Annotated in this window: 24 protein-coding genes; 10 read left to right on the top strand and 14 right to left on the bottom strand. The window is 34.6% G+C overall.

Annotated elements, in window-relative coordinates; genetic code table 11:
- Positions 1-21: 21 nt before the first annotated feature.
- Entirely contained in the window at positions 22-1,212 is a 1,191-nt protein-coding gene (locus tag ACFOWM_RS08820; protein ID WP_379708965.1) for a cytochrome-c peroxidase, read from the top strand.
- 46 nt (positions 1,213-1,258) lie between these two features.
- Here ACFOWM_RS08820 and ACFOWM_RS08825 read toward each other — a convergent pair whose 3' ends face one another.
- Positions 1,259-2,074, bottom strand: coding sequence for a hypothetical protein (locus ACFOWM_RS08825; protein WP_379708967.1), 816 nt, complete (start codon positions 2,072-2,074; stop codon positions 1,259-1,261).
- Between the two features lie 119 nt (positions 2,075-2,193).
- On the opposite strand from ACFOWM_RS08825, the gene ACFOWM_RS08830 reads away from it, so the two are divergent.
- Complete coding sequence (locus ACFOWM_RS08830) at positions 2,194-2,625, top strand: hypothetical protein (RefSeq protein ID WP_379708969.1); 432 nt, start codon at positions 2,194-2,196, stop codon at positions 2,623-2,625.
- Between the two features lie 195 nt (positions 2,626-2,820).
- On the opposite strand, the gene ACFOWM_RS08835 is transcribed toward ACFOWM_RS08830, so the two are convergent.
- The 3 genes from ACFOWM_RS08835 to ybeY all read right to left on the bottom strand — a co-directional run bounded on the left by ACFOWM_RS08835 (position 2,821) and on the right by ybeY (position 5,404).
- Complete coding sequence (locus tag ACFOWM_RS08835; RefSeq protein WP_379708971.1) at positions 2,821-2,991, bottom strand: DUF2158 domain-containing protein; 171 nt, start codon at positions 2,989-2,991, stop codon at positions 2,821-2,823.
- A gap of 10 nt (positions 2,992-3,001) precedes the next feature.
- Entirely contained in the window at positions 3,002-4,870 is a 1,869-nt protein-coding gene (mnmG, locus tag ACFOWM_RS08840) for a tRNA uridine-5-carboxymethylaminomethyl(34) synthesis enzyme MnmG (protein ID WP_379708973.1), read from the bottom strand.
- Between the two features lie 114 nt (positions 4,871-4,984).
- A complete protein-coding gene (ybeY, locus tag ACFOWM_RS08845) occupies positions 4,985-5,404 on the bottom strand; it encodes an rRNA maturation RNase YbeY (protein WP_379708975.1) in 420 nt (139 codons plus the stop codon).
- A 66-nt stretch (positions 5,405-5,470) separates the two neighbouring features.
- Here ybeY and ACFOWM_RS08850 point away from each other — a divergent pair, with 66 nt between their 5' ends.
- Positions 5,471-5,704, top strand: coding sequence for a FeoA family protein (locus tag ACFOWM_RS08850; RefSeq protein ID WP_379708977.1), 234 nt, complete (start codon positions 5,471-5,473; stop codon positions 5,702-5,704).
- A gap of 9 nt (positions 5,705-5,713) precedes the next feature.
- Complete coding sequence (gene nadD, locus ACFOWM_RS08855; RefSeq protein WP_379708979.1) at positions 5,714-6,307, top strand: nicotinate (nicotinamide) nucleotide adenylyltransferase; 594 nt, start codon at positions 5,714-5,716, stop codon at positions 6,305-6,307.
- Here the strand turns inward: nadD and ACFOWM_RS08860 are convergent.
- The 3 genes from ACFOWM_RS08860 to nadA form a co-directional block, all read right to left on the bottom strand.
- The gene (locus tag ACFOWM_RS08860; RefSeq protein WP_379708981.1) at positions 6,287-7,537 is read right to left on the bottom strand and encodes a chromate transporter; all 1,251 of its coding nucleotides are present in this window, start codon (positions 7,535-7,537) and stop codon (positions 6,287-6,289) included. The genes nadD and ACFOWM_RS08860 overlap by 21 nt on opposite strands.
- An 81-nt stretch (positions 7,538-7,618) precedes the next feature.
- A complete protein-coding gene (locus ACFOWM_RS08865) occupies positions 7,619-8,560 on the bottom strand; it encodes an isopenicillin N synthase family dioxygenase (protein WP_379708983.1) in 942 nt (313 codons plus the stop codon).
- Positions 8,561-8,637: 77 nt separating this feature from the next.
- Entirely contained in the window at positions 8,638-9,651 is a 1,014-nt protein-coding gene (nadA, locus tag ACFOWM_RS08870; RefSeq protein WP_379708985.1) for a quinolinate synthase NadA, read from the bottom strand.
- A gap of 696 nt (positions 9,652-10,347) precedes the next feature.
- On the opposite strand from nadA, the gene ACFOWM_RS08875 reads away from it, so the two are divergent.
- Together ACFOWM_RS08875 and ACFOWM_RS08880 are read left to right on the top strand one after the other, a co-directional pair.
- The gene (locus ACFOWM_RS08875) at positions 10,348-12,486 is read left to right on the top strand and encodes a peptidylprolyl isomerase (RefSeq protein WP_379708987.1); all 2,139 of its coding nucleotides are present in this window, start codon (positions 10,348-10,350) and stop codon (positions 12,484-12,486) included.
- Between the two features lie 115 nt (positions 12,487-12,601).
- Complete coding sequence (locus ACFOWM_RS08880) at positions 12,602-13,129, top strand: DUF2480 family protein (protein ID WP_379708989.1); 528 nt, start codon at positions 12,602-12,604, stop codon at positions 13,127-13,129.
- Here ACFOWM_RS08880 and corA read toward each other — a convergent pair.
- Together corA and asnS are read right to left on the bottom strand one after the other, a co-directional pair.
- Positions 13,126-14,217 carry a magnesium/cobalt transporter CorA gene (gene corA, locus ACFOWM_RS08885; RefSeq protein WP_379708991.1) on the bottom strand — a complete coding sequence of 364 codons (1,092 nt, stop codon included), beginning with the start codon at positions 14,215-14,217 and terminating at the stop codon, positions 13,126-13,128. The two genes, ACFOWM_RS08880 and corA, sit on opposite strands and share 4 nt — an antisense overlap.
- 98 nt (positions 14,218-14,315) lie before the next feature.
- On the bottom strand, positions 14,316-15,758 hold the full coding sequence (gene asnS / locus ACFOWM_RS08890; protein ID WP_379708993.1) for an asparagine--tRNA ligase: 1,443 nt from the start codon (positions 15,756-15,758) through the stop codon (positions 14,316-14,318).
- 164 nt (positions 15,759-15,922) lie between these two features.
- Between asnS and ACFOWM_RS08895 the strand changes: the two genes are divergently transcribed.
- Genes ACFOWM_RS08895 through ctlX form a run of 4 tightly spaced genes read left to right on the top strand, consistent with a single transcriptional unit; the run spans position 15,923 to position 19,181 of the window.
- A complete protein-coding gene (locus tag ACFOWM_RS08895; protein WP_379708995.1) occupies positions 15,923-17,551 on the top strand; it encodes a M20/M25/M40 family metallo-hydrolase in 1,629 nt (542 codons plus the stop codon).
- An 18-nt stretch (positions 17,552-17,569) separates the two neighbouring features.
- Positions 17,570-18,007, top strand: a complete 438-nt coding sequence (locus tag ACFOWM_RS08900) for an IPExxxVDY family protein (protein ID WP_379708997.1) — start codon at positions 17,570-17,572, stop codon at positions 18,005-18,007.
- Positions 18,008-18,033: 26 nt separating this feature from the next.
- Complete coding sequence (locus tag ACFOWM_RS08905) at positions 18,034-18,267, top strand: 4a-hydroxytetrahydrobiopterin dehydratase (RefSeq protein ID WP_379708999.1); 234 nt, start codon at positions 18,034-18,036, stop codon at positions 18,265-18,267.
- An 8-nt stretch (positions 18,268-18,275) separates the two neighbouring features.
- Positions 18,276-19,181 carry a citrulline utilization hydrolase CtlX gene (gene ctlX / locus ACFOWM_RS08910; protein WP_379709001.1) on the top strand — a complete coding sequence of 302 codons (906 nt, stop codon included), beginning with the start codon at positions 18,276-18,278 and terminating at the stop codon, positions 19,179-19,181.
- A gap of 30 nt (positions 19,182-19,211) precedes the next feature.
- Here ctlX and selD read toward each other — a convergent pair whose 3' ends face one another.
- From selD to rho, 5 genes are all read right to left on the bottom strand, one after another.
- Positions 19,212-20,252, bottom strand: a complete 1,041-nt coding sequence (gene selD / locus ACFOWM_RS08915; protein WP_379709003.1) for a selenide, water dikinase SelD — start codon at positions 20,250-20,252, stop codon at positions 19,212-19,214.
- Positions 20,239-21,291, bottom strand: a complete 1,053-nt coding sequence (gene mnmH / locus ACFOWM_RS08920) for a tRNA 2-selenouridine(34) synthase MnmH (protein ID WP_379709005.1) — start codon at positions 21,289-21,291, stop codon at positions 20,239-20,241. The genes selD and mnmH overlap by 14 nt, the downstream gene beginning before the upstream one ends.
- Before the next feature lie 96 nt (positions 21,292-21,387).
- Positions 21,388-21,906 (bottom strand): peptide-methionine (R)-S-oxide reductase MsrB, encoded by a 519-nt coding sequence (gene msrB / locus ACFOWM_RS08925; RefSeq protein ID WP_379709007.1) that lies wholly within the window; start codon positions 21,904-21,906, stop codon positions 21,388-21,390.
- A gap of 92 nt (positions 21,907-21,998) precedes the next feature.
- On the bottom strand, positions 21,999-22,313 hold the full coding sequence (locus ACFOWM_RS08930) for a CHY zinc finger protein (protein ID WP_379709009.1): 315 nt from the start codon (positions 22,311-22,313) through the stop codon (positions 21,999-22,001).
- 63 nt (positions 22,314-22,376) lie between these two features.
- Positions 22,377-24,077: a transcription termination factor Rho gene (gene rho, locus ACFOWM_RS08935; protein ID WP_379709011.1), complete on the bottom strand. Its 1,701-nt coding sequence runs from the start codon at positions 24,075-24,077 to the stop codon at positions 22,377-22,379.
- Positions 24,078-24,204 lie beyond the last annotated feature (127 nt).

The following is a 24,204-nucleotide window of genomic DNA, read 5'->3' on the forward strand; positions in this document are numbered from 1 at the left end:
TCACACCACAAACTAACTAACATGCTTAAACAAATTTCCGTTATTACGGCATTATTATGCACTGTATTTATTTTTGAATATTGTTCCAAAAAAAATACCGATGCAATTGCTTCGCAAAGTTACCCAGCCATAACTGCGGCGTTTGGTAACAACATTGATCCTAATAATTTTGCCAATTACGCAGCACAACCTAAACCTAATTATATTGTAAAAGACAATACAGGTGCTAACCCAATTACTAATGGTAAGGCCACTATTGGCCGGGTATTGTTTTATGATAAAAGTTTAAGTATTGATAATACTATTGCATGTGCAAGTTGCCATAAACAAACTTTTGCTTTTGGTGATACTGCCATACAAAGCAAAGGGGTAAGTGGGGGCCTTACAGGTAGGCACAGTATGCGTTTAGTGAATGCTCGTTTTGCAAATGAAGCCAAGTTTTTTTGGAACGAAAGAGCGGCAACACTTGAAGTACAAACAACACAACCTATACAAGACCATGCTGAAATGGGTTTTAGTGGACAAACTGGTCGCCAAAATTTAAATGATTTATTGAACAAATTAAAAGGTATTGGTTATTATCAAGAATTATTTACAGCTGTTTATGGTGACGTAAATGTAACCGAAGCAAGGTTGCAAGAGTGTCTTTCACAATTTATTCGCAGTATACAATCGTTCGATGCAAAGTATGATGCTGGCAGGGCTTTGGTAAATAACGACAATCAAAACTTTCCTAATTTTTCTGCTTCGGAAAATGCAGGTAAAAACTTATTCAATACACCTCCTACTTTTGATGCAACAGGTAACAGAATTGCTGGAGGCCTTGGTTGTGGTGGTTGCCATGCTGCACCCGAATTTGATATTGACCCCAATACAAGAAACAATGGCATTATTGGAATTATTAATGCAACAGGTATTGATATCAATAATACCCGATCACCCAGTTTAAGAGATTTATTAAGAAATGGTGTACCCAATACACCGATGATGCATACAGGTGTATTTACAACAGTACAACAAGTTATTGGCCACTACGGTAACATTACCATTGCGCCTGGTAATACCAACCTCGACCCTCGTTTACGACCAAATGGTGTGGGCCAAAAATTAAACGTAACGGCAACAGAAGTTAACAACGTTATCGCCTTTATGAATACGCTTAGCGGTAATAATGTTTATACAGATGTTAAATGGGGTAATCCGTTTAAATAAATACTTATAAAAAAAGCCGCAACTTAAATGTTGCGGCTTTTTAATGCTATTTATATCCGAGCCAGCGCCTGTTTTCTTTATCAAACAACCAAACAATATCATTTGCATAAGCAAAATTAAAAGATTCGGGAGCCGGTGCACTTTGTGGTAAATTATCTTTTCTTATTAGTAAACCTGTTTTTAAGCTGTACCACTCTACTGAATTATTATCAATATTTAAAGCGCCTATCATACTTTGTGGTTTGGCCGCATAAACAATATTTCTTGTATTATATTCAACAGGTAACTCATCAAACATGGTTGCTTCTTGTGGTTTTTTTGATTGTCCCCAATAAATATCAATTGTTTTTTCTGCATAGCCTTTTGTATCATATTGTTTTATTACTGGCCCATCTAAAAACAATATTTTATTTTCAGCAGTATTATAACAGCCCACAGATTGTTCTTCGGGCTGGTTCATTTTTTCAAGTACCGTTTTTGTTTCTTTTACCATGCCTTTATTATCTAGCTTATACTCAAACCAACCACCATCATTATAAGCATTACCAGCAATGGTTCTGTTAATAGGCGAATACCATAAACCACGTACATCATTGTTACACGATAAATTAGGATCTGATAAGAGGTTTCCTTTTTCATCAAATACGCCAAATGGATATTCAACATTACCGGCAAAACAAGCATAATATTTTTTGAATATAGGATGCCATGCTACGGAAGACCCTGTGGTACCGGGCATATCATCATCAATAGTTTTGGGCATTTGTAACACTAACACCTGTTTAAGTGTACGTTGCGTTTGAGCATTAACATAAATATTAAAAAATAATGTAATAATAAAAAATAAGCATACTTTTTTCATGTAGTTAGTTTTAATATTCTAATATATACACATTCTACAATTTTACAAAATTTTTACAATTGGTACAGTTATTGTTAATGTGGTATTATATCTACATTTATTACCAAAATTTTTTAAACATGAAAAGTATATTATTAACTGTTATTTCCTTTTGTGTTATTAGCTTATCGTCTTGTAAAAAAGATGATAATTCAACAAACATTACCACAAGTGCTGTAACCGCCACTGTTGTAACTGGTAATTGGCGTATTACTTATTATTATGATACTGATCATGAAGAAACAAATAACTATAGTGGCTATAGTTTTGTTTTTGCCAATAACAACACGGTTACTGCAACTAAAACAGGCACAACAGCCATTAATGGAACTTGGAATACAGCTTTAGATGACTCAAAAACCAAGCTGGTATTGAGTTTTAGCAGTCCTGCTAGTTTTGTTGAAATTAGTGATGATTGGCATGTAATAGAACGTACTGATACCAAAATAAGATTACAAGATGTTAGCGGAGGAAATGGTGGTGTTGATTTCCTCACTTTTGAAAGAAACTAATTGTCAATATTAGTCGTATAAAAAAATCAAATAAAAAAGCCCTTGCTCGAAACAAGGGCTTTTCATCTAACCTAAAAACTACACCTGAACAACATTTTATATTTTTATAAGCTTTCGCTTTTTTTATCGCTTTAATATAGATACGAAAAAATGCCAACTATGGTTGTTGGCATTTTTTATTTTATTTAAACTTTTTTATTCACATTTTTTGAGGAGCACCGTATAAATTTTTACTTGCTCATGCCAAGTAAACGAATTAAAATCGTACCAGGTGCAATAACAATAACCCTCTTTTGATACGAAAGCTACTGTCATTTTGGGGCTTCCTGATTTTAACTCAACAATATCGCCTGCTTGTATTTCCATAATATTTTTTTTAACGACCCATATACACCATTAATATTTGCACATCGCTAGGGTTAACACCGCTAATACGGCTTGCTTGGCCTAATGTACGTGGTTGAATTTTTTTAAATTTTTGTTTTGCTTCTGTACCAAGGCTTACCAATTTATCATAATTAAAATCGGTAGGTATGGCTAAGTTTTCTAAAGCACTCATTTTATCAACCAACTCTTTTTCTTTTTCTATGTAAGTATTGTACTTTAATTGAATTTCTGCTTGTTCTAACACTTCGCTACTAAATGCTGCTAAGGCAGTTTGCACACTTGGTATTTGGGCCATCATATCTACCAAATTAATATTGGGCCTTAATAATATTTGCGCTGCTTTTTGCTTAAAAGTAAGTGGCGCTGAGTTTACGGAAACTAAATATTCATCAGCTTCTAATATATTGATAGACAATGAATTGAGAATTTCAATCGCTGCTGCAACTGCTTCCTTTTTTTGTGTAACAGCATCCTTACGTTGTTTAGATGCTAAGCCTAACTGGTAGCTAATTTCAGTAAGCCGAATATCCGCATTATCTTGTCTGAGTAAGGTTCTAAACTCTGCTCTGCTCGTAAACATACGATAAGGTTCATCTGTACCTTTATTAATTAAATCATCAATCAACACACCAATATAAGCTTCACTTCTTTTTAATATAAATGCAGGCTTATTATTATTGGCTAAGTGAGCATTAATACCGGCCATTAAACCTTGGCAAGCAGCTTCTTCATAACCTGTGGTACCGTTTATTTGTCCGGCAAAAAATAAATTTTTTATCAGCTTTGTTTCAAGCGATGCTGTTAATTGTGTTGGTGGAAAGAAATCGTACTCAATTGCATAACCTGGCCTAAACATTTTACAGTTTTCAAAACCTGGTACTTTACGTAATGCTTTTAATTGTATTTCTTCTGGTAAAGATGATGAAAAACCATTTACATAAATTTCTACTGTATTAAAACCTTCGGGTTCTACAAATAGTTGATGGCGTTCTCGTTCAGCAAAACGGTTGATTTTATCTTCAATACTAGGACAATACCTTGGGCCTGTACCATGTATTCGCCCTTGAAACATTGGGCTACTTTCAAAACCTGTTTTTAAAATATCGTGTACTTCTTGGTTGGTATACGTAATCCAACAGCTGCGTTGCTTATTTGCTGGTAATGTTGGTTTTTCAAGATAGCTAAAGCCAACCAATTCATCGTCACCTTGCTGCTCTTCCATTTTAGAATAATCTAAACTTCTACCATCAATACGGGGTGGCGTACCTGTTTTTAAACGAGCACTTTCAAAACCCAGTGCTACCAATTGCTCAGTAATACCAGTAGCCGCTTTTTCTGCTACCCTACCACCACCAAAGTTTTTTTCACCAATATGTATAACACCATTTAAAAACGTACCGTTGGTTAACACAACCGATGAGGCATAAATATGATGCCCCAAACCTGTAATTACACCTTTTACTACACCTTCTTCAACTATTAAATTATACACGGTATCTTGATAGAAATCTAGATTGGGGGTTTGCTCAAGCATTTCTCTCCATACTTGTGCAAATAACATACGATCGCTTTGTGCACGTGGGCTCCACATTGCCGGACCTTTAGAACGGTTGAGCATTCTAAACTGTATCAAACTTTTATCGGTTACAATACCACTATAACCGCCCATGGCATCAATTTCTCTCACAATTTGTCCTTTTGCAATACCTCCCATAGCTGGGTTACAGCTCATTTGAGCAATGGTTTGCATATTCATGGTAATTAACAAGGTACTACTACCCATATTGGCGGCAGCGGCAGCAGCTTCGCAACCAGCATGACCAGCACCTACTACTATAATATCGTATTTTGGAAACATGAGTACAAAGGTACTATGCAATAGATTAATGCAATAGATAATTACAATTTAAATACACTTTTTTTCACGTGGAACATTTTATGTAGTATTTTAGTTTTTTCACGTGGAACATTATTAAAAGTATAGGTCTAAATACTCTTCTTCTTTAAGTCTCATTAAGCGTTCTGCTTTAGGTGTTTTGTCTTTATAACCACATAAATGTAGGCAGCCATGGAAAATTACACGATGAAGTTCGTTTTTAAAGCTAGTTTTTAAAGTGGTGGCATTATCCTTTACTCTATCAACACTAATGTAAAGTTCACCGATGGTAGGTGCTTTTTTATTGTCACTTAAATCAAAAGTGATGATGTCAGTATAATAATCGTGTTGTAGGAATGAACGATTGACTTCTAAAAGATAATCATCTGTACAAAAAATAATATCCAATGTTGCCATCCTTTTATTTTCCATAGCAAATAACTTAGCTATAAAAAGTTTTAAATGATTACGTTGGCTTAGCGTAACGGTGGTTTGTTGGTGAAATGATACTGACATAATTTTCTTAATATCGCAATGTTACCACTAATATATCAACTATTTTTACGCCTTACAAAAAAGGGTATGACCATGTATAAAAGATTATCAGAAATTAAAATTGGGCAAGCGGTTATTATCCGAGCATTTGAAAACGATGATATCTTTTTAAAGTTGATGGAAATGGGTTGTGTGCCTGGTGAACAAGTAACCGTTGAAAAAATTGCACCTTTTAAAGATCCTATATCAGTTTCGGTTGCAGGGTATACATTAAGTTTACGCTTAAACGAAGCAGAACATATTTTAGTAGAAGAAATATAAAAACATAGTATGAAAGTAGGTTTGTATTTCGGTTCATTTAATCCCATACATATTGGTCATTTAATAATAGCCGCTTATATGGCTGACCATACTGATGTTGATGAAGTATGGTTTGTGGTATCGCCTCAAAACCCTTTTAAAAACCCTGCAGGTTTATTAAACCAACAACACCGCTTATCACTTGTACAATTAGCCATTGAAAACGTACCAAAACTAAAAGCTAGTAATGTAGAGTTTAAATTACCAAAACCCTCCTATACTGTAGATACTTTAACTTACTTAAAAGAACAACATCCTACCAAAACATTTACCATTATAATGGGTAGTGATGGTTTTCAAAATATTGATAAATGGAAAAACTATCAAACTATATTAGATAACTACAGTATTTATATTTACAATAGACCAGGCTTTGCTGTTACTAAATACTTATCAGACACTATTAAAATAATAGATGCTCCTTTGTTAGAAATATCATCTACCATGATTCGGAAAAACATTAAAGAACATAGAAGTATTCGTTTTTATGTGCCAGATGTAGTGTATGATGAAATAATGGAGAAGGGTTATTATCAATCGAACCTAGAAAACCCAACCGAGTAGTATACATCCAATAACAATAAATGGTGCTGGTATTTTGGTATACTTTAATAATAATAAAGTGGCTAAAATTACCATAATCATTAGGTAATCATTAAGGTTACTAAAAGTACAATTCATACCTTTTAATAAATAAGCTGCAGCTGCACCCATTAAACCTACCACTACTGCATTAATACCTTCTAATGCTCTAAATACAATTACATACTTTTTTAAATATTGCCACACCGGAAAAAAGAATAATACTAGTAAGGCACTTGGTAAAAAAATAGCGATAGAACCAATAATACAACCTATTAACTGCATTTGTATTCCATCATTTTTCATAGCCATACCGCCAGTGAATGATGCTACTGAAAAAACAGGACCAGGTATGGCCCTCACAAAACCGTAACCCGTTAATAAATCTGCCCTATCTATTTTTATTACATTGGGGTTGTTTTCTACAATTTGTTTAGAGTTGGGTCTTTCAACATACTGATCTAACATCATAGGTAATAACACATCACCACCGCCAAACACAAAACTTCCAAAACGGTAAAAGTTTTCAAATAAGTTATAGGCTTTTCTATTAGGCCAATGTTGCGAACGAGCTGTTTCACTCAAAGTACCTGCGATAATAAATACAAATACGAATAACCAAATGTTCGTCCAACGAATTTGTTTGGGAACAATTTTTTCTTTTTCGGGAATACGTTTGTCGCTGAAGTTAGTGGCAATACTACCAGCAATAATTAAAATAGGAAATACCCAAGGCGTTTTAAAAAAGAAAAAAGTAAGTATTAAACTAATCAACATAATTACCATTGTAATAAAGTTGTTAATTGAAATACCAAATGCCCTCACAAAAGCGAACACTAAAAAACCAATAGCCATTGGTTGTATAAACTTAAATAGGTTAGCTGTATAATTTTTTGCAGGAAATAAAGTGAGTAAAAATGATAAACCGCCCATTAAACAACAGGCAGGTAAAATCCATATCAACAGCGTTAATATTGCTAAAGGAACACCACCTCTTTTATAACCAATTAAAGTTACGGTTTGTGTACTTGAGGCGCCTGGTAATAATTGACAAAAAGAATTATACTCAATTAATTCATCTTCAGTTACATACCTATGTTTTAAAACAAAGGTTTTTAACATCATACCTAAATGACCTTGTGGCCCACCAAAAGCAGTAAGGCTGTAAAAGAAAACCGTTTTAAGAAAAGGTATGTGTCTAAATAAATTCAATTAATAAGTTATAACCAAATATAAATTTAATAACAACAAACTAAAAAATAAACCACTTAAAAAAGTGGTTTAATATATTATTTATTTTTTTAATCCGATTTCTCTTAAACGTTCATCGAGGTATTCACCTGCTGTAATATCATCGTATGCAATCGGATTTTCATCTGTGATACAACTTGGTAAACAAGCTAAACTCATACTGCTACGTGGGTGTAAAAAGAATGGTATTGAAAAACGACTGGTGTGCCACAATTCTCTTTTAGGATTTACCACACGGTGAGTAGTACTGCGTAACCTATTGTTGGTAAAACGTTGTAACATATCGCCTACATTCACCACAATTTGCTCAGGAAGCGATGTAACGGGCACCCACTCATCTTGCTTCGTTAATATCTCTAAACCATCAGCAGAGGCCCCTACAAGCAGTGTAATGAGGTTAATATCTTCATGTTGCTCTGCTCTTATAGCACTTGCAGGTTCTTGTGTAATAGGCGGATAATGAATAGCCCTCAAAATAGAGTTACCATTGTGTACATATTCATCAAAATAATGTTCATCTAAACCTAAATATAAAGCAATTGCTTGTAGCAATGCTGTACCCGATTTTTCGAATGCCCTATAGGCGTCATCAAAGGTTTTATTAAAAGGAGCTATTTGTTGTACTTGAACATTGGCTGGGTATTCTTCTTCCTTAAAATTATCTCTTGGTACTTGTCCGTACTGAAAAAACTCTTTTAAATCTGGAGCTTCACTACCCTTTGCATGTTCTTTACCAAATGATGTATAACCTCGTTGACCGGCAAGTTCAGGTATTTCGTATTGCTTTTTCATATCAAGCGGTAGAGAGAAAAACTCTTGCACATACTTGTATAAATCAGCTATTAAACTGTCAGGTACGCCATGATTTTTAACAGCTACAAAACCAACTTCTTCATAGGCTTTACCTAAATCTTGCACAAATGCTTGTTTTTTTACAGGATCACCTGATAAAAACAGCGCTAAATCAACTGAAGGAATAGACATAGAAACTACTTTAAATCATCAATTAGAAATTTAAAAATAGTGAAAAATGTGGAAATACTGTTAATATGTTGAAATAATTACAACTTTAAATCGGCACTTATTTGTAACATTCTTTCAATTGGTTTTTTAGCAGCGGCAATTAAACCTGCATCCATCGTAACTTCTGGCAATTCATATTGCATACATAAGTATAATTTTTCTAATGTATTCAATTTCATGTACGGACAATCATTACAAGCACATGCATTGTTTGGAGGTGCAGGTATAAACGTTTTATGCGGACTTGTTTTTTGCATTTGGTGTAAAATGCCCGACTCAGTTACTACAATAAAGGTTTGATCAGCCGATTTTTCAGCATACTTTAAAATACCTGTAGTGCTACCAATATAATCTGCCAAAGCTAATACAGGTGCTTCACACTCAGGGTGTGCTAACACTTTAGCTTGCGGATGCCTTACTTTGAGTTTGGTAATTTTTTCATAACTAAACATTTCGTGCACCATACAGGCACCATTCCACAAAACCATATTACGGCCTGTTTGCTTATTGATCCATGCACCTAAATTTTTATCAGGCGCAAAAATTATTTTCTGATCTTTTGGTAAACTCTCTACAATTTGTTGTGCATTGCTGCTTGTGCATATAATATCACTCAAAGCCTTCATACCTGCACTACAATTAATGTAGGTAATTACTAAATGATCAGGGTGTTTATCTTTAAAAGCTTTAAACATAGCTGGTGGTGCACTATCGCTTAATGAGCAACCAGCATTTAAATCGGGTAACAAAACTTTTTTGTGTGGATTTAAAATTTTAGCTGTTTCAGCCATAAAATGCACACCTGCAAAAACAATCATATCAGCATCTGTACTTTGTGCCTTTTGAGCCAGCCCTAAACTATCACCAATAAAATCAGCAATATCCTGAATATCAGGTTCCTGATAGTAATGCGCTAGTATAATGGCGTTCTTTTCTTTTTTGAGTTGTTGAATGGCCGCAAACAAATCAATAGTGGGGTCCACATCAAAATCAAGAAAACCTTTTTTTTGAACAATTTGTTTTAATTCATTTTCACTGTGTATATCTACCATAATATATATTAATACTTATTATTTATATAAAGCCCTATTACTATTAGGGATGTTAATTTGTGGAAAGATCGAACTTTTAAACTATTGTAAAATTAAAAACTTTGTTTTATTAACAGTAATTCACAAGTAAGTAACATTTAATTAATATGAATAATGAATAATAAAAACGCCACATTTACGCCTTTTAAACCTTAATAACACACAATGGTTAATAACATTGTTGGTGGAAAATAATTTGGAACATTTTTTTATTTTTTGTGTGAATGAACTGGTTGTAAAATGATATTAAAAAGTGTGCATAACAACAATTACCAAAAACCTTGGTTTTTATTCCCCAACTGTTAAGATAATTTTTTTGTAAAAAATAGCTTTATACACCTAAAATAGGGCTTATCAACAGTAAATGTTAATAACCCTAAAAATACCCTTAAAAATATATAACTTATTGATTATTAATAATACATAATGTTAGTTAATTGTATTTTTAGTATTAAAACTATGTTTTATTATATAATGTAACTTAACAGGTAGTAAAATACAGGTATACAAAGCTGCTAATAAAATTCGCAATCATTTTTTTGAATACATATAAAATAAGTAAGCTGTTTTTTCACTTAATTAAGCTTGATTATCCACAATTTGTTAATAGCTATTAATTACCCTATTTTTGCCCTCCAAAATTAATATTATATAGAGATGCAGATTATTCAAAGTATCAGAGAAAAAGGCGCAGCTATTATCATTATAGTAATTGCTTTAAGTCTTATTGGTTTTATTTTAATGGATGCTAAATCAGGTAGCAGTGCCAGTTTATTTGGTGGCAGTGCAGGTACAACAGTTGGTAAAGTAAACGGTACCAGTATTGATTTAAATGAATTCAATAAAAGAGTAACGCAAGAAGAAAATAAGCAAGCTGGTCAAACAGGTCAACAACCAACAGGTGCAGCATCTTTAAGAATTAGAGATAACGTTTGGAACCAAATGATTGCTGAAAATGTGTTTTACAATGTAACAGAAAAGTTAGGTATTACACTTACTCCAAAAGAGTTGTCATCAATTTTAATGAGCAACGATCCTAGTAATCCATTTATGCAAGAAAGAAGTTTAATTGACCCAGCAACGGGAAAATTAGATTTAGCAAAAGTGGCTGATGCTATAAATAATATTAAGAAATTAAAAGGTGCTGATAGAGAAGCTATTGATGCACAAATTTTGGAACCACTTAAATTAAGCACCGCTGCTGCAAAATATGGTGGTTTAATAAGTGCTGCTGCTTACTACCCTACTTGGATGCAAGAAAAAGACCAACAAGAATCAGTTACTTTTTCAAACATTTCATATGTAGGTGTTAATTATGCAGAAATTAGCGACAGTACCGTAAAAGTATCTGACGATGATATTAATAAATATGTAGCATCACACAAAGATTTGTTTAAGCAAGAAGCCGGTAGAACGATTTCATACATTGCGTTTAGCCAATTACCATCTGCAACGGATAGTGCAAAAGCAAGAGATATGGTTGCTGGTTTAAGAGATGCTTTTGCTGCAGATACCAACGCAAGTGCTTTTGTAGCTCGTAATACATCAACCATTGATTTTAAAGATGATTATGCACCATTATCAAAAATACCATCGCAAGCAAAAGATACAATCGTAAAACAAGCAGTTGGTACTGTGTACGGTCCTTATATTGAAGGTAATAATTATGCTTTAGCAAAAATTTTAGCAACCAAGCAATTACCTGATAGTGTAAAAGCTCGTCATATTTTAGTTGCCGTAAATGATTTACAAACACAACAACCAATAAGAACAGACTCTGCTGCAAAGGCATTGGCTGATAGTATTTTAACTGCTATTAAAGGTGGTGCTGATTTTGGTGCTTTGGCAACAAAATATTCTGCTGATAAAGGAAGTGTTGAAAAAGGTGGTGATTTAGGTACGTTTGGCTACGGTGCAATGGTACCTGAGTTTAATGAATTTAGTTTTACAAAAACAGCAGGCGCTAAAGATGTTGTAAAAACACAATTTGGTTACCATGTTATTGATATTTTAAACCAAAAAGATTTTAAAACAGCGTATAAAATTGCTTACATGGCAAAACAAATTGTACCGAGTGATGAAACCATTAACGGTGCAAGTTTAGCTGCTACAAAAGCATCACAACAAAAAGATGGTAAAGCATTAGCAGAGTATGCTGCAAAAAATGGTTTACAAATTATTGAATTACCAACTACTATTAAAGAGAACGATTTTAGTGTTGCCAATATGCAAGAGGCAAGAAGTTTGGTACGTTGGGTATTTGATGCAAAACCTGGGGCAGTAAGCGACCCAATTGGTATTGGTGATCAATTTATTGTAGCTACTGTAAATAAAATATATAAAGAAGGTGTGCAAGATGCTGCAACGGCTCGTCCGGGTGCTGAAGCAATTGTAAGAAATTTAAAGAAGGCTGATATTATTACTGCTAAACTAGGTGCAACACCAACTTTAGAAAGTGCTGCAGCGGCTTACAACAAACAAATTTTAACTGCCGGTGCAGATTCAACCTTAACTATGAGTGGTAGAATTATTAATGGTATTGGCCCTGAACCAAAGGTAATTGGTGCTGCATTTAATAAAGACAATCAAACCAAAGCATCAACACCAATTATAGGTGCAACAGGTGTGTATTTAGTTAAAGTAAACAGCATACAACAAAAAGCAGCACCATCGCCAGAAGAAAAATCGGCACAAACCACTGCTCGTATGGCTGCTATTCGCCAACAAAGTAACAACTGGTTTGAAGGATTAAGAAAACAAGCCACTATAAAAGATAACAGAAGTAAATTCTTCTAAAAAGTAATTAATAAAAATAGCCGCTACATTTGTAGCGGTTTTTTTGTGCTGTTAAATTTCTTATTTCAACAATAGTAACAACAGTAAACATTTGTAAATAGTATAATTTTGTACAATGGAATCGCAATTTGTAAATAAGGTAGCCGAAAGTGGTATCATCACTATTAATTTAGAAGATTATTATCCTAAAGAAGGCGTAGTGGTTTTTGATTTAAAAGACTACCTTTTTATGGGCCTAATTTTAAAAGAGAAAGATTTTAGGGAAGCACTTAAAAACATTGATCTTACAATTTATACCAATAAAATTGTAGCACTCACATGTACTGCTGATGCGGTGATACCCATGTGGGCCTACATGTTAGTGGTAAGTTTATTACAACCTGTTGCCAAACAAATTGAATTTAGTACGGAACAAGATATTGCTACAAAAATATTATTACAAAACATAGCGGCTATTGATAGTACTGTATATACCGATGCTCGTTTAGTTATAAAAGGTTGCGGCGAATTACCTATTGGCGAAGCAGCATATGTAGCGATAACCAATAAATTACGCCCTGTTGCTAAAAGCATTATGTATGGTGAACCATGTAGTACTGTGCCGGTGTTTAAAAAGAAAAGTGCAGCAACGCCTATTAGTTAAAACCAACCACGTTTTTTAAACAAACGCAACATCACTATTGGTATTATCAACATCAACCCAACACAAATAAAAAAGCCCCATGTATTGTGCATGAGTGGAATTATATCGAAGTTCATACCAAAAATACCACCAATAACAGTAGCAGGTGCTAGTAAACAAGTAACCACCGCCATTACTTTCATTACCTCGTTCATACGAAGGTTTACATTGCTCAAATATAAATCTTGCAGGTTCATCATCATATCACGATAGTTTTCTGAAAGGTCGTGGGCTTGAATGATATGATCATATACATCTTTAAAATACTTTTCAGTACGCTCTTCAATTAACTCAGTTTCGCTACGCATAATGCTACTCACCAATTCACGAACAGGCGCTATGCTTCTTTTCAACACAATCATTTCTTTACGAAGCATATTTATTTTTACCAAGCTGCGGTTATTAGCATTCTTAATAATTTCTTCTTCTAAGTCTTCAATTTTTTCTGCAAGATTTTCCATTACCACAAAATAGTAATCAACAATATAATCAAGCAAGCTGTAAAATAAAAAGTCGCTACCGAGTTGCCGAACTTTACTACTACTAATTTTTAATTTATCTCTTAAAGGGTTAAATGGATCTTTGGTAGGATCTTCTTGAAAAGTAATTACAAACTTTCGCCCCAAAATAATACTCAACTGTTCTGATTCAACAATACCCATTGCTTTGTTAAACGAAAGCATGTTCAGCAAACAAAAAACCAGTCCATCAATTTCATCGGTTTTTGGTCGTTGCCCAATACTAATAATATCTTCGGCAATTAAAGGGTGTATACCAAATTGTGCAGCAAGTTTATCAACATCTTCTTTCCGTAAACCATCAACATTAATCCAAGTATTGGAAGGTGAATGCAAAAAGGGAAAAGCATCTTCCACTTTATTTAATTGCTTACAAAGCACCTCATCTTTACTATATTCAAAAACGGTGATGATTGATTTTTCGGGCTCTACCCTAGTTGGTGGTGCGGTGGGGTTTACTTGTAAAACCTTTTTAGTTCGCAACAAACCGGTGCTGCTTAAAATTAAATCGAGGTATTTAGTGCCAAACATATATTCAATAATAGGTGAAAAGAAAACTTTTTTAAAAGTACTGTTTTATCAGCAAGCATAAAAAAAGAGTAAGTGTGTTACTTACTCTTTTAAAAAATTTAAAATGCGGCACTTTTCGGATAACGTGGAAAAGGTATTACATCTCTAATGTTCGTCATGCCCGTTACAAACAACACCAAACGTTCAAAACCTAGTCCAAAACCAGCATGCGGACAAGCACCAAACCTACGGGTATCTAAATAAAAATTCATTTCTTCGGTTGGTATGTGCATTTCTTCCATACGTTGTACCAATTTATCTAAACGTTCTTCTCTTTGTGAGCCACCAACAATTTCGCCAATACCTGGTGCTAAAATATCCATAGCGGCAACGGTTTTACCATCATCGTTTTGGCGCATATAAAATGCCTTAATATCTTTTGGGTAATCGGTTAATATTACTGGTTTTTTAAAATGTTTTTCTACCAAGTAACGCTCATGTTCACTTTGTAAATCAACACCCCAGCCTTCAACCAAATATTGAAACTTCTTCTTTTTATTATGGTTACTTTCTTTTAAAATTTCAATGGCTTCAGTATAAGTTAAACGTTCAAAATTATTTTCTACTACAAATTTTAATTTATCAATCAAACCCATTTCACTGCGTTCGTTTTGAGGTTTTTGTTTTTCTTCTTCCTCTAAACGCTGTGCTAAAAACGCCAAATCATCAGCATTATGATCCATCGCATATTTAATAATATACTTAATGAAATCTTCAGCAAGGTTCATATTATCTTCCAAATCATTAAACGCAACTTCGGGTTCAATCATCCAAAATTCAGCTAAGTGCCTTGTGGTATTACTATTTTCGGCCCTAAACGTTGGTCCAAAAGTATAAATATCACTAAAAGCCATTGCCGCTAATTCACCTTCTAATTGTCCGCTTACAGTGAGGTTGGTGCTTTTACCAAAAAAATCTTCTTTAAAGTTGATGCTACCATCATCGTTTTTAGGTGCAGTACCATCTAAAGGCAAAGTGGTTACTTTAAACATTTCGCCGGCACCTTCAGCATCGCTACCCGTAATAATGGGCGTATGCATGTATACAAAACCTCGGTCGTTAAAAAACTGATGTACAGCAAAAGCTAAGCTATGGCGTACCCTAAAAATAGCGCCAAATGTATTGGTACGAAAGCGTAAATGTGCCACTTCACGTAAAAACTCTAAGCTGTGTTTTTTAGGTTGTAACGGAAATTTTTCAGCATCGCTATCACCTAAAATTTCTATAACGGTAGCCTGTAACTCTACCTTTTGGCCCTTACCCAACGATTCTATAACTGTGCCCGTAGCTTTAATACAAGCGCCAGTGGTAATACGTTTTATAGTAGCATCATCTAACAAACCCAAGGCAGCCACCACTTGTAAATTATTATTGGTACTACCATCATTAAGGGCTATAAATTGATTGTTACGAAAAGTACGCACCCAACCCATAACAGTGGTTTCGTAATTTGCTTGATCGCTTTCTAATAAAACTTTAATTTTTGTACGCTTGTTAAACATGCCTATTATTTTAATGGCTGCAAATATAAACATTAAAATACAGCCCCAAAGCGGTTAAATGCCCCAATCAAAAGCATATTTTACAAATTATTGACTATCAGTTAAGCATATTTAGCACACTAACCCATGTATTAATTTACCTTTGAACATTCAAAAAAATATTTATGAAGTATTTAGTGTTGTTAATGGTTGCTTTACCACAAGTGTTGTGGGCACAAAAAAATAACATCGTTACAAACGATGCTTTGAAAAATAATTTAAAAGCTACTATTAATTTTTTGGCAGATGATAAGTTGGAAGGCAGACGCACAGGCACAGCTGGTGAAAAATTGGCCTACCAATACATTGAAGCACAATTTAAAAAAGCTGGTTTAACAACCTACACCAATAATAGTTTTATACAACCGTTTGAGGTAAACGATGGTAAAATAATTGCTACTACCACACAGTTTGAATTAAACGGCAAAACACTACAATTGTTGAAAGATTATTTTCCGTTGGCTTATTCAGCAAATGTTAGCAAAGTATCATTCAACAGTTCATCGCCCAACGTTGTTTATTATTATATAGATAGTGTTATTGCACAAAATACCAACAACCCACATTTTGATATAAAAGAAAATATGTTAGATGCTGCAAAGGCGGCGGCTAATAACAAGGCAACCCTTTTTATCGTTAAAAATAGCAGTAACCCTAAAAATGCTATAGTATTTGATGCCAAAGAAAAAACACCAGCATTGAATATTCCTGCAATTGTTTTAGATGCTGCTGTTAACGAAGCTGCATTTACAGTAAAGGGTTACAGCGTACCAAACGCCACCATTACTATTCAAGTTCAACAATCCGTAAGAGTGGGTCATAATGTAATAGGGTACATTAACAACAATGCACCATATACCATTATACTAGGTGCTCACTATGATCATTTAGGGTATGGTGAAGATCATACGTCATTATACACAGGTGCACAACCTATGATACACAACGGGGCTGATGATAATGCTAGTGGTACAGCTGCTTTAATTGCTTTAGCAAATTGGGTTAAAAAAAGCGACCTTAAAAAATACAATGTTGTATTTGTAGCTTTTTCAGGAGAAGAGTTGGGTTTGTTTGGTTCAAAATATTTTGTTGAACAAAGCGGTATAGATGTTAGCAAAGTAAATTACATGATTAACATGGATATGGTGGGCAGGTTAAACGATAGTACACACGGATTAACGGTTGGGGGTTATGGCACATCACCTACATGGGGAAATTTAATTAAAACCAACGATACTTATTTTAAAATAAATATTGATAGCAGCGGAAGCGGCCCAAGCGACCATACATCTTTTTACAAAAAAGATATTCCCGTATTATTCTTTTTTACTGGCAGCCATAAAGATTACCACAAACCAAGTGACGATGCTGATAAAATAAATTATGAAGGCGCTGTTGCTATCATAAAATATATTGAGCAAATATTAACGGCAACCAATAATATGGATAAACTTACGTTTACTAAAACGAGAGAAGCTGCGGCAATGGGAAAATCAAGCTTTAAAGTGAGTTTGGGTATAATGCCCGATTATACTTTTAGTGGCGTAGGTGTAATGGTTGATGGTGTTTCTGAAAACAAACCAGCCATTAAAGCCGGTGTAAAAACGGGTGATGTATTATTACAATTAGGCGATTATAAGTTTACAGATGTACAAAGCTATATGAACACATTAAGTAAATTTAATAAGGGTGATAGTACCCAATTAAAAATTAAAAGAGGTAACGAAGAAATAACGTTGCCCATTACGTTTTAATACCCATCAAACTTTTGTATGATGAAAATTAAATTAGATGTTGATAAATTGCTCGATGATTTTTTTGAAGATGCTTGTCTATTAGGCATTGTGGCACCTGTTAAAGATTATCAATTTGCTTGGCATATTAATCAAACATTAGGATTTAATTTTATATTAAACCATAGTATTGAAATACCCTTAAAAAAAAAGGGTAGAGATTATTATTTTTCAATTTATGAGTACCTTGTGCCAGGTACATCATTGGCGCATTATTTGTATAATAACGAAGATGATGGCGAATATTTATTACCCGAGTTCAAGCATTTAGATTTTTTATGGCTAACCAAGGGCGAAATGTTATCTAAAACTGAACTACAAACCCTTATCCAGTCCTTACGATTACTACCATCTGTACAATTGGTTACTGAAATGACCAATGAGAAAATTAAAAACAAACAACACCTTATCTTTTAACCTGAATTTTTTAAAATTCAACCAACATGTGGAATAACATTAATAACAAACTTTACAAAAAGTTTGAATGTAAAAACTTTGTTCATGCTTTTTCATTTATGACTGCGGTTGCAATAGCGGCAGAAAAAATGAATCATCACCCTACCTGGACCAACACTTACAATATTGTTGAAATTTGGCTTAGTACCCACGACGAGGGCAATGTAGTAACAGCAAAAGATGAACAATTGGCAGCCATTATTGATGCATTATTCAAATAGTAGTTTTTATGCAAACAACAGATACCGTGGCCATGATACGCCCTGCGGCGTTTGGCTTTAATGAACAAACAGCAACCAATAATTTTTTTCAAGATAGTACCTACAAAAACAATAAAACATTACATGAACATGCGGTGCATCAGTTTGATGTAATGGTGGAACTATTGAGGGCAAATGCTATTGAAGTGTTGGTATTAAATGATACACCAGTGCCTCAAAAGCCCGATGCTATTTTTCCGAATAGCTGGATCAGCTGTAACAATAATGTAATCACCATTTTCCCTATGATGGCCCCTATTCGCCGTATAGAAAAACGATTAGATATAGTGCAGGCTATTCAAGAAAAAACGGGTATTTACAATTTGCAAGATTGGAGTATTTACGAAGAGGAAAATATTTTTTTAGAAGGCAATGGTAGTATGGTGATTGATCATCAATCGAAGTTGGTATACGCCAGTATATCACCCAGAACCAATGAAAAATTGGTAAAGCAATATTGTGCACAAAACAATTATGTGCCCATTACTTTCACATCAAAAGACGAAGATGACAATATTATTCATTACACCAGTTTGATGATGTGCTTGGGAACAAGCTTTGCAATTATTTGTTTAGAAGCCATTAAAAAACCAATTGAACGTAAAATTATTTTACACAGGCTTAAACAATCGGGCCACGAAGTAATTGATATTAGTTACGAACAAATGAATTTATTTGCTGCACATATTTTAGAGTTGGTCAATAAAAAAGGAGAGCCCATTTTGGTAATGAGTACCACGGCACATGATGCATTTACACTACCTCAAATTGAAATGCTACAAAAACATGCAACAATAATAACGCCCAACATCAGCTATATTGAAAAAGCGGCAGGTGGTAGCGTACGAAGTATGATGTCAGAATTATTTTATTAAAAAAGCCGCTTCAATACGAAGCGGCTTTTTTTATAGCACCGTAATAGTATGTTCACTTAATGCGGTTAAATACCCAATGGGTTTTGTAAAAGCGCTGAGGTTATAATCGTTTAAAATATTTATCACAGCATCAACAGCCTCTTTTTTTACAGCTATTAACAAACCACCACTTGTTTGAGGGTCTGCTAAAATGGTTTTTTGTACCTCAGTAATATTTCCAATTTTATGGCCATAGCTATCCCAGTTTCTATGAGTGCCGCCTGGTACAGCACCTTGTTCAATATAATCAAACAATGCAGGCGTAATAATGGGCACATCATTAAAATGAATAACAGCACTTACTCCACTGCCTTCGGCCATTTCAGCTAAATGTCCTAACAAACCAAAACCAGTAACATCTGTTATTGCATGAACACTCTTTAATTTGCCAAGGGCTTCACCAACTTTATTTAGTTGCATCATTTGTTTAGCAGCAATGCCTTCGTGTTCATTTTTTAAAATCGATTTTTTTTCAGCAGTAGTTAAAATGCCTACACCCAAAGGCTTGGTGAGCAACAACACATCACCCTCTTGTGCTTGGTTATTTTGTTTGATGTTTTCTATAGCAACAATACCATTTACAGCCAACCCAAAAATGGGTTCAGGCGAATCAATACTATGGCCGCCAGCCAATGAAATACCAGCTTCTTTACAAATACTACGGCTACCATCAATAACTTGTTGGGCAACTTCTGGCGATAACTTGTTAATGGGCCAACCCAAAATGGCAATAGCTAGAACAGGCGTACCACCCATAGCGTAAACATCACTAATGGCGTTTGCAGATGCGATGCGTCCAAAATTAAAAGGGTCATCAACAATCGGCATAAAAAAATCAGTAGTAGCAATTAACGCTGTGCCATTGCCTAAGTTTAAAACAGCCGCATCATCTTTACTATGGTTACCCACAATTAAGTTTTTATTATCGGGCATGGCAATGTTGCCTTTTAAAATAGTATCTAACACTTGTGGTGATATTTTACAACCACAACCAGCACCATGTGAATATTGAGTAAGTTTAATATTGCTCATGTAATAAATTTTTTAGTAAGATGTAATTTTCGTTGCTATCAACAGTGTTTGAAGGTATAGTGATGAGCACATCATTAACGTTTGGGCGTTTGTATAATCCTTTAAAATACCATTTATCATAATATTGTAAGAGAATGCGAAAGCTCTCTTTACAATTATTTTCAACAATAAAATTGATAGCGTTTTTTGTTTCTAACCCTCCCAATCTTTTTTGAATTCGTAAAATAGCTGCAATGAGTTGGTCTTTAGGGTGTACGCCATAGCATTCAGTTAAATATTGTAAACGCACTTCAAAATCAATATCAAAAAAGAAAACGGTTTGCGACCGCATTTGTGTCCATATACCTAAAGGAATTTGCACTTTACCAATACGTTGGCTTTCATCTTCCAAAAAAATAATGGGTTGGGATTTATTGTTTTCGTAAAGTGATGTGGCCAGTTTATTTTCAAACATTTCTTGCGAAGGTTGTGATGCTTCACCTAATGCACCCAAGGCTGATCCTTTGTGATGTGCCAATGCCTCTAAGTTTATTACTGAAAAATTAGCGGTTTGTAAGCGTTGCAATAAAAGGGTTTTACCGCTACCAGTATAACCACCAATAATATTGAAACGATAGCTTTGGTTAAACTGTGCAAGTGTCCAATTTCTAAAAGCCTTGTAGCCGCCAATTAATGTACTTACTTTAAAACCGTATAAATCTAACAACCAGGCAACACCTGCGCTACGCATACCACCCCTCCAACAATATACGAGTACATTTTTTTTGTTGGGGTACAATGTTTTTATTGCAGTTACGGCATCAATAATTTGGTTCATTTTCGGACCAAAAAAATCCAATCCTTTTTTAATGGCTACTTCCCTACTTTGTTGTTTATAAGCAGTACCAACCACGGCACGTTCCTCGTTACTAAAAAGTGGAATATTGTATGCATTAGGAAAATGTGCATGGGCAAATTCAGCAGGGCTACGAACATCAATAACGATAGCTGTTGTAGTTAATTCAATAAAATCGGCAATGTGTGTTTTTGTAATGGCCATAATGAACGCATGTAAATGTACCACTAAAATTGCTTTGAATTAGGCATAAAAAAACCGCTCATTTTAACAGAGCGGTTGCAAAAAAATTAAATGACATTACGGTGCTTTTACAAACTTAAATGCTGCAGAATTCATACAGTAACGAAGGCCCGTTGGTTTGGGTCCGTCATTAAACACATGGCCCAAATGTAAACCTGTACTGGTTTCAATGATTTCATCTCTCTCCATACCGTAACTATTATCTTTTACTACGGTTACTTTATTTTTATCGTATGGCGTAAAAAAACTTGGCCAGCCTGTACCCGATTCAAATTTAGCATCTGAACTAAATAAGGTATCGCCAGTAGCAGCACTTAAATAAAAACCTTTTTCGTGATTATTGTAATATGGATTATCGAAGGGACGCTCAGTACCTCTGTTTACCATTATTTCGTACTGGGTGCTGGTTAATATTTTTTTCCATTCAGCATTGGTTTTACCTTTTGGAAAACTTGTTTTTTCTGCTACTTCTTTTCCTTCTTTTGAAGTAGTAGCTTTTTGCTGTTGCGCTGTGCATGATGCACCAATGATCAATAAACCAATCATTGACATGGCATAATTTTTAAATGATTTCATTGTATTTATTTTTGATATTAAGTTGATGTATTACTTACGTAGAAAATTGCTTTAGCTTACAATAACTAATGTTATAGGTTTGCCAAAACCAATTATTGTTCAAAGTATAAATGATAATGGTTGCTACATTTTGGGTTAAAGTTACTGTTACAATTTTTACAAATACTGTTACTATTTAAATACTCATTTATGGTAAGTTCGGTTTTGCAACTTCCACATAAAATAGCTTTTTCATTAAAACTATTTTTTGGCCAAACGGTGGCAGGGTGTTGCGCCAATAAGTTGTGGCAAGTAATGCAGGCATAGTATGTATTACAGCAGTGCATTTTAATGGCGATAATATCTAATTCGGAATGATAATGTTCACAACGAGTAGCATCATCAACCAACAAACCTTTTACTTCCATACAAATTTGTTTTAAAAAACAACGCCCCCAAAATTTGGAGGCGTTGCGGTGTTGTTATAATGATTAACCATTCATACTGGTTAAAAACTCTGCGTTGTCTTTAGTGCCTTTCATATTTTTAAGCAATGTGTTCAGTGCTTCTTCTGGGTTCATATCGGCCATGTGTTTACGCAAAATCCACATGCGTTGGAAGGTATCTTTATCTAACAATAAATCATCTCTACGAGTTGATGATGATACAATATCAATAGCAGGATAAATACGACGGTTAGATAATTTACGCTCTAATTGTAGCTCCATATTACCCGTACCTTTAAACTCTTCAAAAATAACCTCATCCATTTTACTACCAGTATCAACCAAAGCCGTTGCAATGATTGTTAATGAACCACCGTTTTCAATTTTACGAGCTGCACCAAAAAACTGTTTTGGTTTTTGCATAGCGTTGGCTTCAACACCACCGCTTAATACTTTACCACTGCTTGGTGCAACGGTATTATGCGCTCTTGCCAAACGAGTAATAGAGTCTAATAAAATCACTACATCATGCCCACACTCAACCAAACGCTTTGCTTTGTTTAAAGCAATGGTTGATACTTTTACATGCTTTTCTGCAGGCTCATCAAAAGTTGATGCAATTACTTCGGCTCTTACACTACGCTCCATATCCGTTACCTCTTCAGGTCGCTCATCTACCAACACAATCATTAAATAACACTCAGGGTGGTTTTCTGCAATAGCATTAGCCAACTCCTTTAATAGCATGGTTTTACCCGTTTTTGGTTGTGCTACAATAAGGCCACGTTGCCCCTTACCAATTGGTGTAAAAAGGTCCATAATACGAGTGCTATAATGGTCGCTTTTGGTAGTTAAGTTTAAACGTTCGTATGGGAACAATGGTGTTAAATAATCAAAAGGAACTCGGTCTCTCACTTCTTCTGGCGATTTACCATTAATGGTGTTCACCTTTAAAAGTGCAAAGTATTTTTCGCCTTCTTTTGGTGGACGAACAGAGCCCAATACGGTATCGCCAGTTTTTAAACCAAATAATTTTATTTGAGAAGGTGATACGTAAATATCATCGGGAGAAGATAAATAGTTGTAATCGCTGCTGCGTAAAAAACCATAACCATCTGGCATCATTTCTAATACGCCTTCGCCTTGTACCACACCATCAAATTCAATATTAAAAACGGGTTGTTCTCTTTGTTTAAAATGTGGTTTGTTGTGTTGTTGTGGAGGGGTAGGTTCTTCAATAAAGGTTTCTGGCCCTTGAATTTCTTCAGCATCAACCGCTTGTAACATTTGTGCAATAGCAGCAGGTATGGTTGTTTGTTCGCTGGTTATTGGCTGTAACTCTTCTTCAATATCAATCGGCGCTGGCGCTGGTTTATCTTTTCTGATAGGTTTTCTTTCGTTGCCTTCTTGTTTTTTAAATTTTTGAGGGCTTTCTTTTTTTGTTGCAACAGGTTCGGCAACAGGTGTTTCGTCTTTAACTACAGTTGCGGCTGTTGCGGCGGTATCAATATCAAGTGTAGCTTGAGTAGCGGCGCTAGCTACAGGGGTGGCTTTTACAATTCTTTTTCTTTTTGGCTTTTCAGCTTCATTGGTATTAGCGGCTGTGCTCATGTATACTTGTTTATCGGTAATGGCCTTTATAAGGTCAGTTTTATTTAGTTTTTTGTATTGGTTGATGGAGAGCTGGTCTGCAATATCATGCAGTTCAGGAACGAGTAGCTCGTTTAATTGTGATATATCGTACATAAAAAATCAGCAGTGCGTTTCAAAAAAAATTCGCTGTTGTTGTGATGAAAATTGTAGTTGATTATTGAAATTTGATTGGAAGGGTTTCCATGCAGAAGCAATGTTACCGGGGTAAAAATTACCGTTT

The organism is Ferruginibacter yonginensis, from assembly GCF_042651465.1.
GTDB lineage: Bacteria > Bacteroidota > Bacteroidia > Chitinophagales > Chitinophagaceae > Ferruginibacter > Ferruginibacter yonginensis.

Excerpts from the sequence above, each read along its gene's own strand:
- nadD (WP_379708979.1), top strand. The coding sequence starts at position 5,714 with ATGAAAGTAGGTTTGTATTTCGGTTCATTTAATCCCATACATATTGGT.
- selD (WP_379709003.1), bottom strand. The coding sequence starts at position 20,252 with ATGAGCAATATTAAACTTACTCAATATTCACATGGTGCTGGTTGTGGT.
- ACFOWM_RS08895 (WP_379708995.1), top strand. The coding sequence starts at position 15,923 with ATGAAGTATTTAGTGTTGTTAATGGTTGCTTTACCACAAGTGTTGTGG.
- rho (WP_379709011.1), bottom strand. The coding sequence starts at position 24,077 with ATGTACGATATATCACAATTAAACGAGCTACTCGTTCCTGAACTGCAT.
- nadA (WP_379708985.1), bottom strand. The coding sequence starts at position 9,651 with ATGGTAGATATACACAGTGAAAATGAATTAAAACAAATTGTTCAAAAA.
- ACFOWM_RS08850 (WP_379708977.1), top strand. The coding sequence starts at position 5,471 with ATGACCATGTATAAAAGATTATCAGAAATTAAAATTGGGCAAGCGGTT.
- mnmH (WP_379709005.1), bottom strand. The coding sequence starts at position 21,291 with ATGGCCATTACAAAAACACACATTGCCGATTTTATTGAATTAACTACA.
- ACFOWM_RS08835 (WP_379708971.1), bottom strand. The coding sequence starts at position 2,991 with ATGGAAATACAAGCAGGCGATATTGTTGAGTTAAAATCAGGAAGCCCC.
- mnmG (WP_379708973.1), bottom strand. The coding sequence starts at position 4,870 with ATGTTTCCAAAATACGATATTATAGTAGTAGGTGCTGGTCATGCTGGT.
- ACFOWM_RS08900 (WP_379708997.1), top strand. The coding sequence starts at position 17,570 with ATGATGAAAATTAAATTAGATGTTGATAAATTGCTCGATGATTTTTTT.
- ACFOWM_RS08865 (WP_379708983.1), bottom strand. The coding sequence starts at position 8,560 with ATGTCTATTCCTTCAGTTGATTTAGCGCTGTTTTTATCAGGTGATCCT.
- ACFOWM_RS08880 (WP_379708989.1), top strand. The coding sequence starts at position 12,602 with ATGGAATCGCAATTTGTAAATAAGGTAGCCGAAAGTGGTATCATCACT.
- asnS (WP_379708993.1), bottom strand. The coding sequence starts at position 15,758 with ATGTTTAACAAGCGTACAAAAATTAAAGTTTTATTAGAAAGCGATCAA.
- corA (WP_379708991.1), bottom strand. The coding sequence starts at position 14,217 with ATGTTTGGCACTAAATACCTCGATTTAATTTTAAGCAGCACCGGTTTG.
- ACFOWM_RS08825 (WP_379708967.1), bottom strand. The coding sequence starts at position 2,074 with ATGAAAAAAGTATGCTTATTTTTTATTATTACATTATTTTTTAATATT.
- ctlX (WP_379709001.1), top strand. The coding sequence starts at position 18,276 with ATGCAAACAACAGATACCGTGGCCATGATACGCCCTGCGGCGTTTGGC.
- msrB (WP_379709007.1), bottom strand. The coding sequence starts at position 21,906 with ATGAAATCATTTAAAAATTATGCCATGTCAATGATTGGTTTATTGATC.
- ACFOWM_RS08930 (WP_379709009.1), bottom strand. The coding sequence starts at position 22,313 with ATGGAAGTAAAAGGTTTGTTGGTTGATGATGCTACTCGTTGTGAACAT.
- ybeY (WP_379708975.1), bottom strand. The coding sequence starts at position 5,404 with ATGTCAGTATCATTTCACCAACAAACCACCGTTACGCTAAGCCAACGT.
- ACFOWM_RS08875 (WP_379708987.1), top strand. The coding sequence starts at position 10,348 with ATGCAGATTATTCAAAGTATCAGAGAAAAAGGCGCAGCTATTATCATT.
- ACFOWM_RS08905 (WP_379708999.1), top strand. The coding sequence starts at position 18,034 with ATGTGGAATAACATTAATAACAAACTTTACAAAAAGTTTGAATGTAAA.
- ACFOWM_RS08820 (WP_379708965.1), top strand. The coding sequence starts at position 22 with ATGCTTAAACAAATTTCCGTTATTACGGCATTATTATGCACTGTATTT.
- ACFOWM_RS08830 (WP_379708969.1), top strand. The coding sequence starts at position 2,194 with ATGAAAAGTATATTATTAACTGTTATTTCCTTTTGTGTTATTAGCTTA.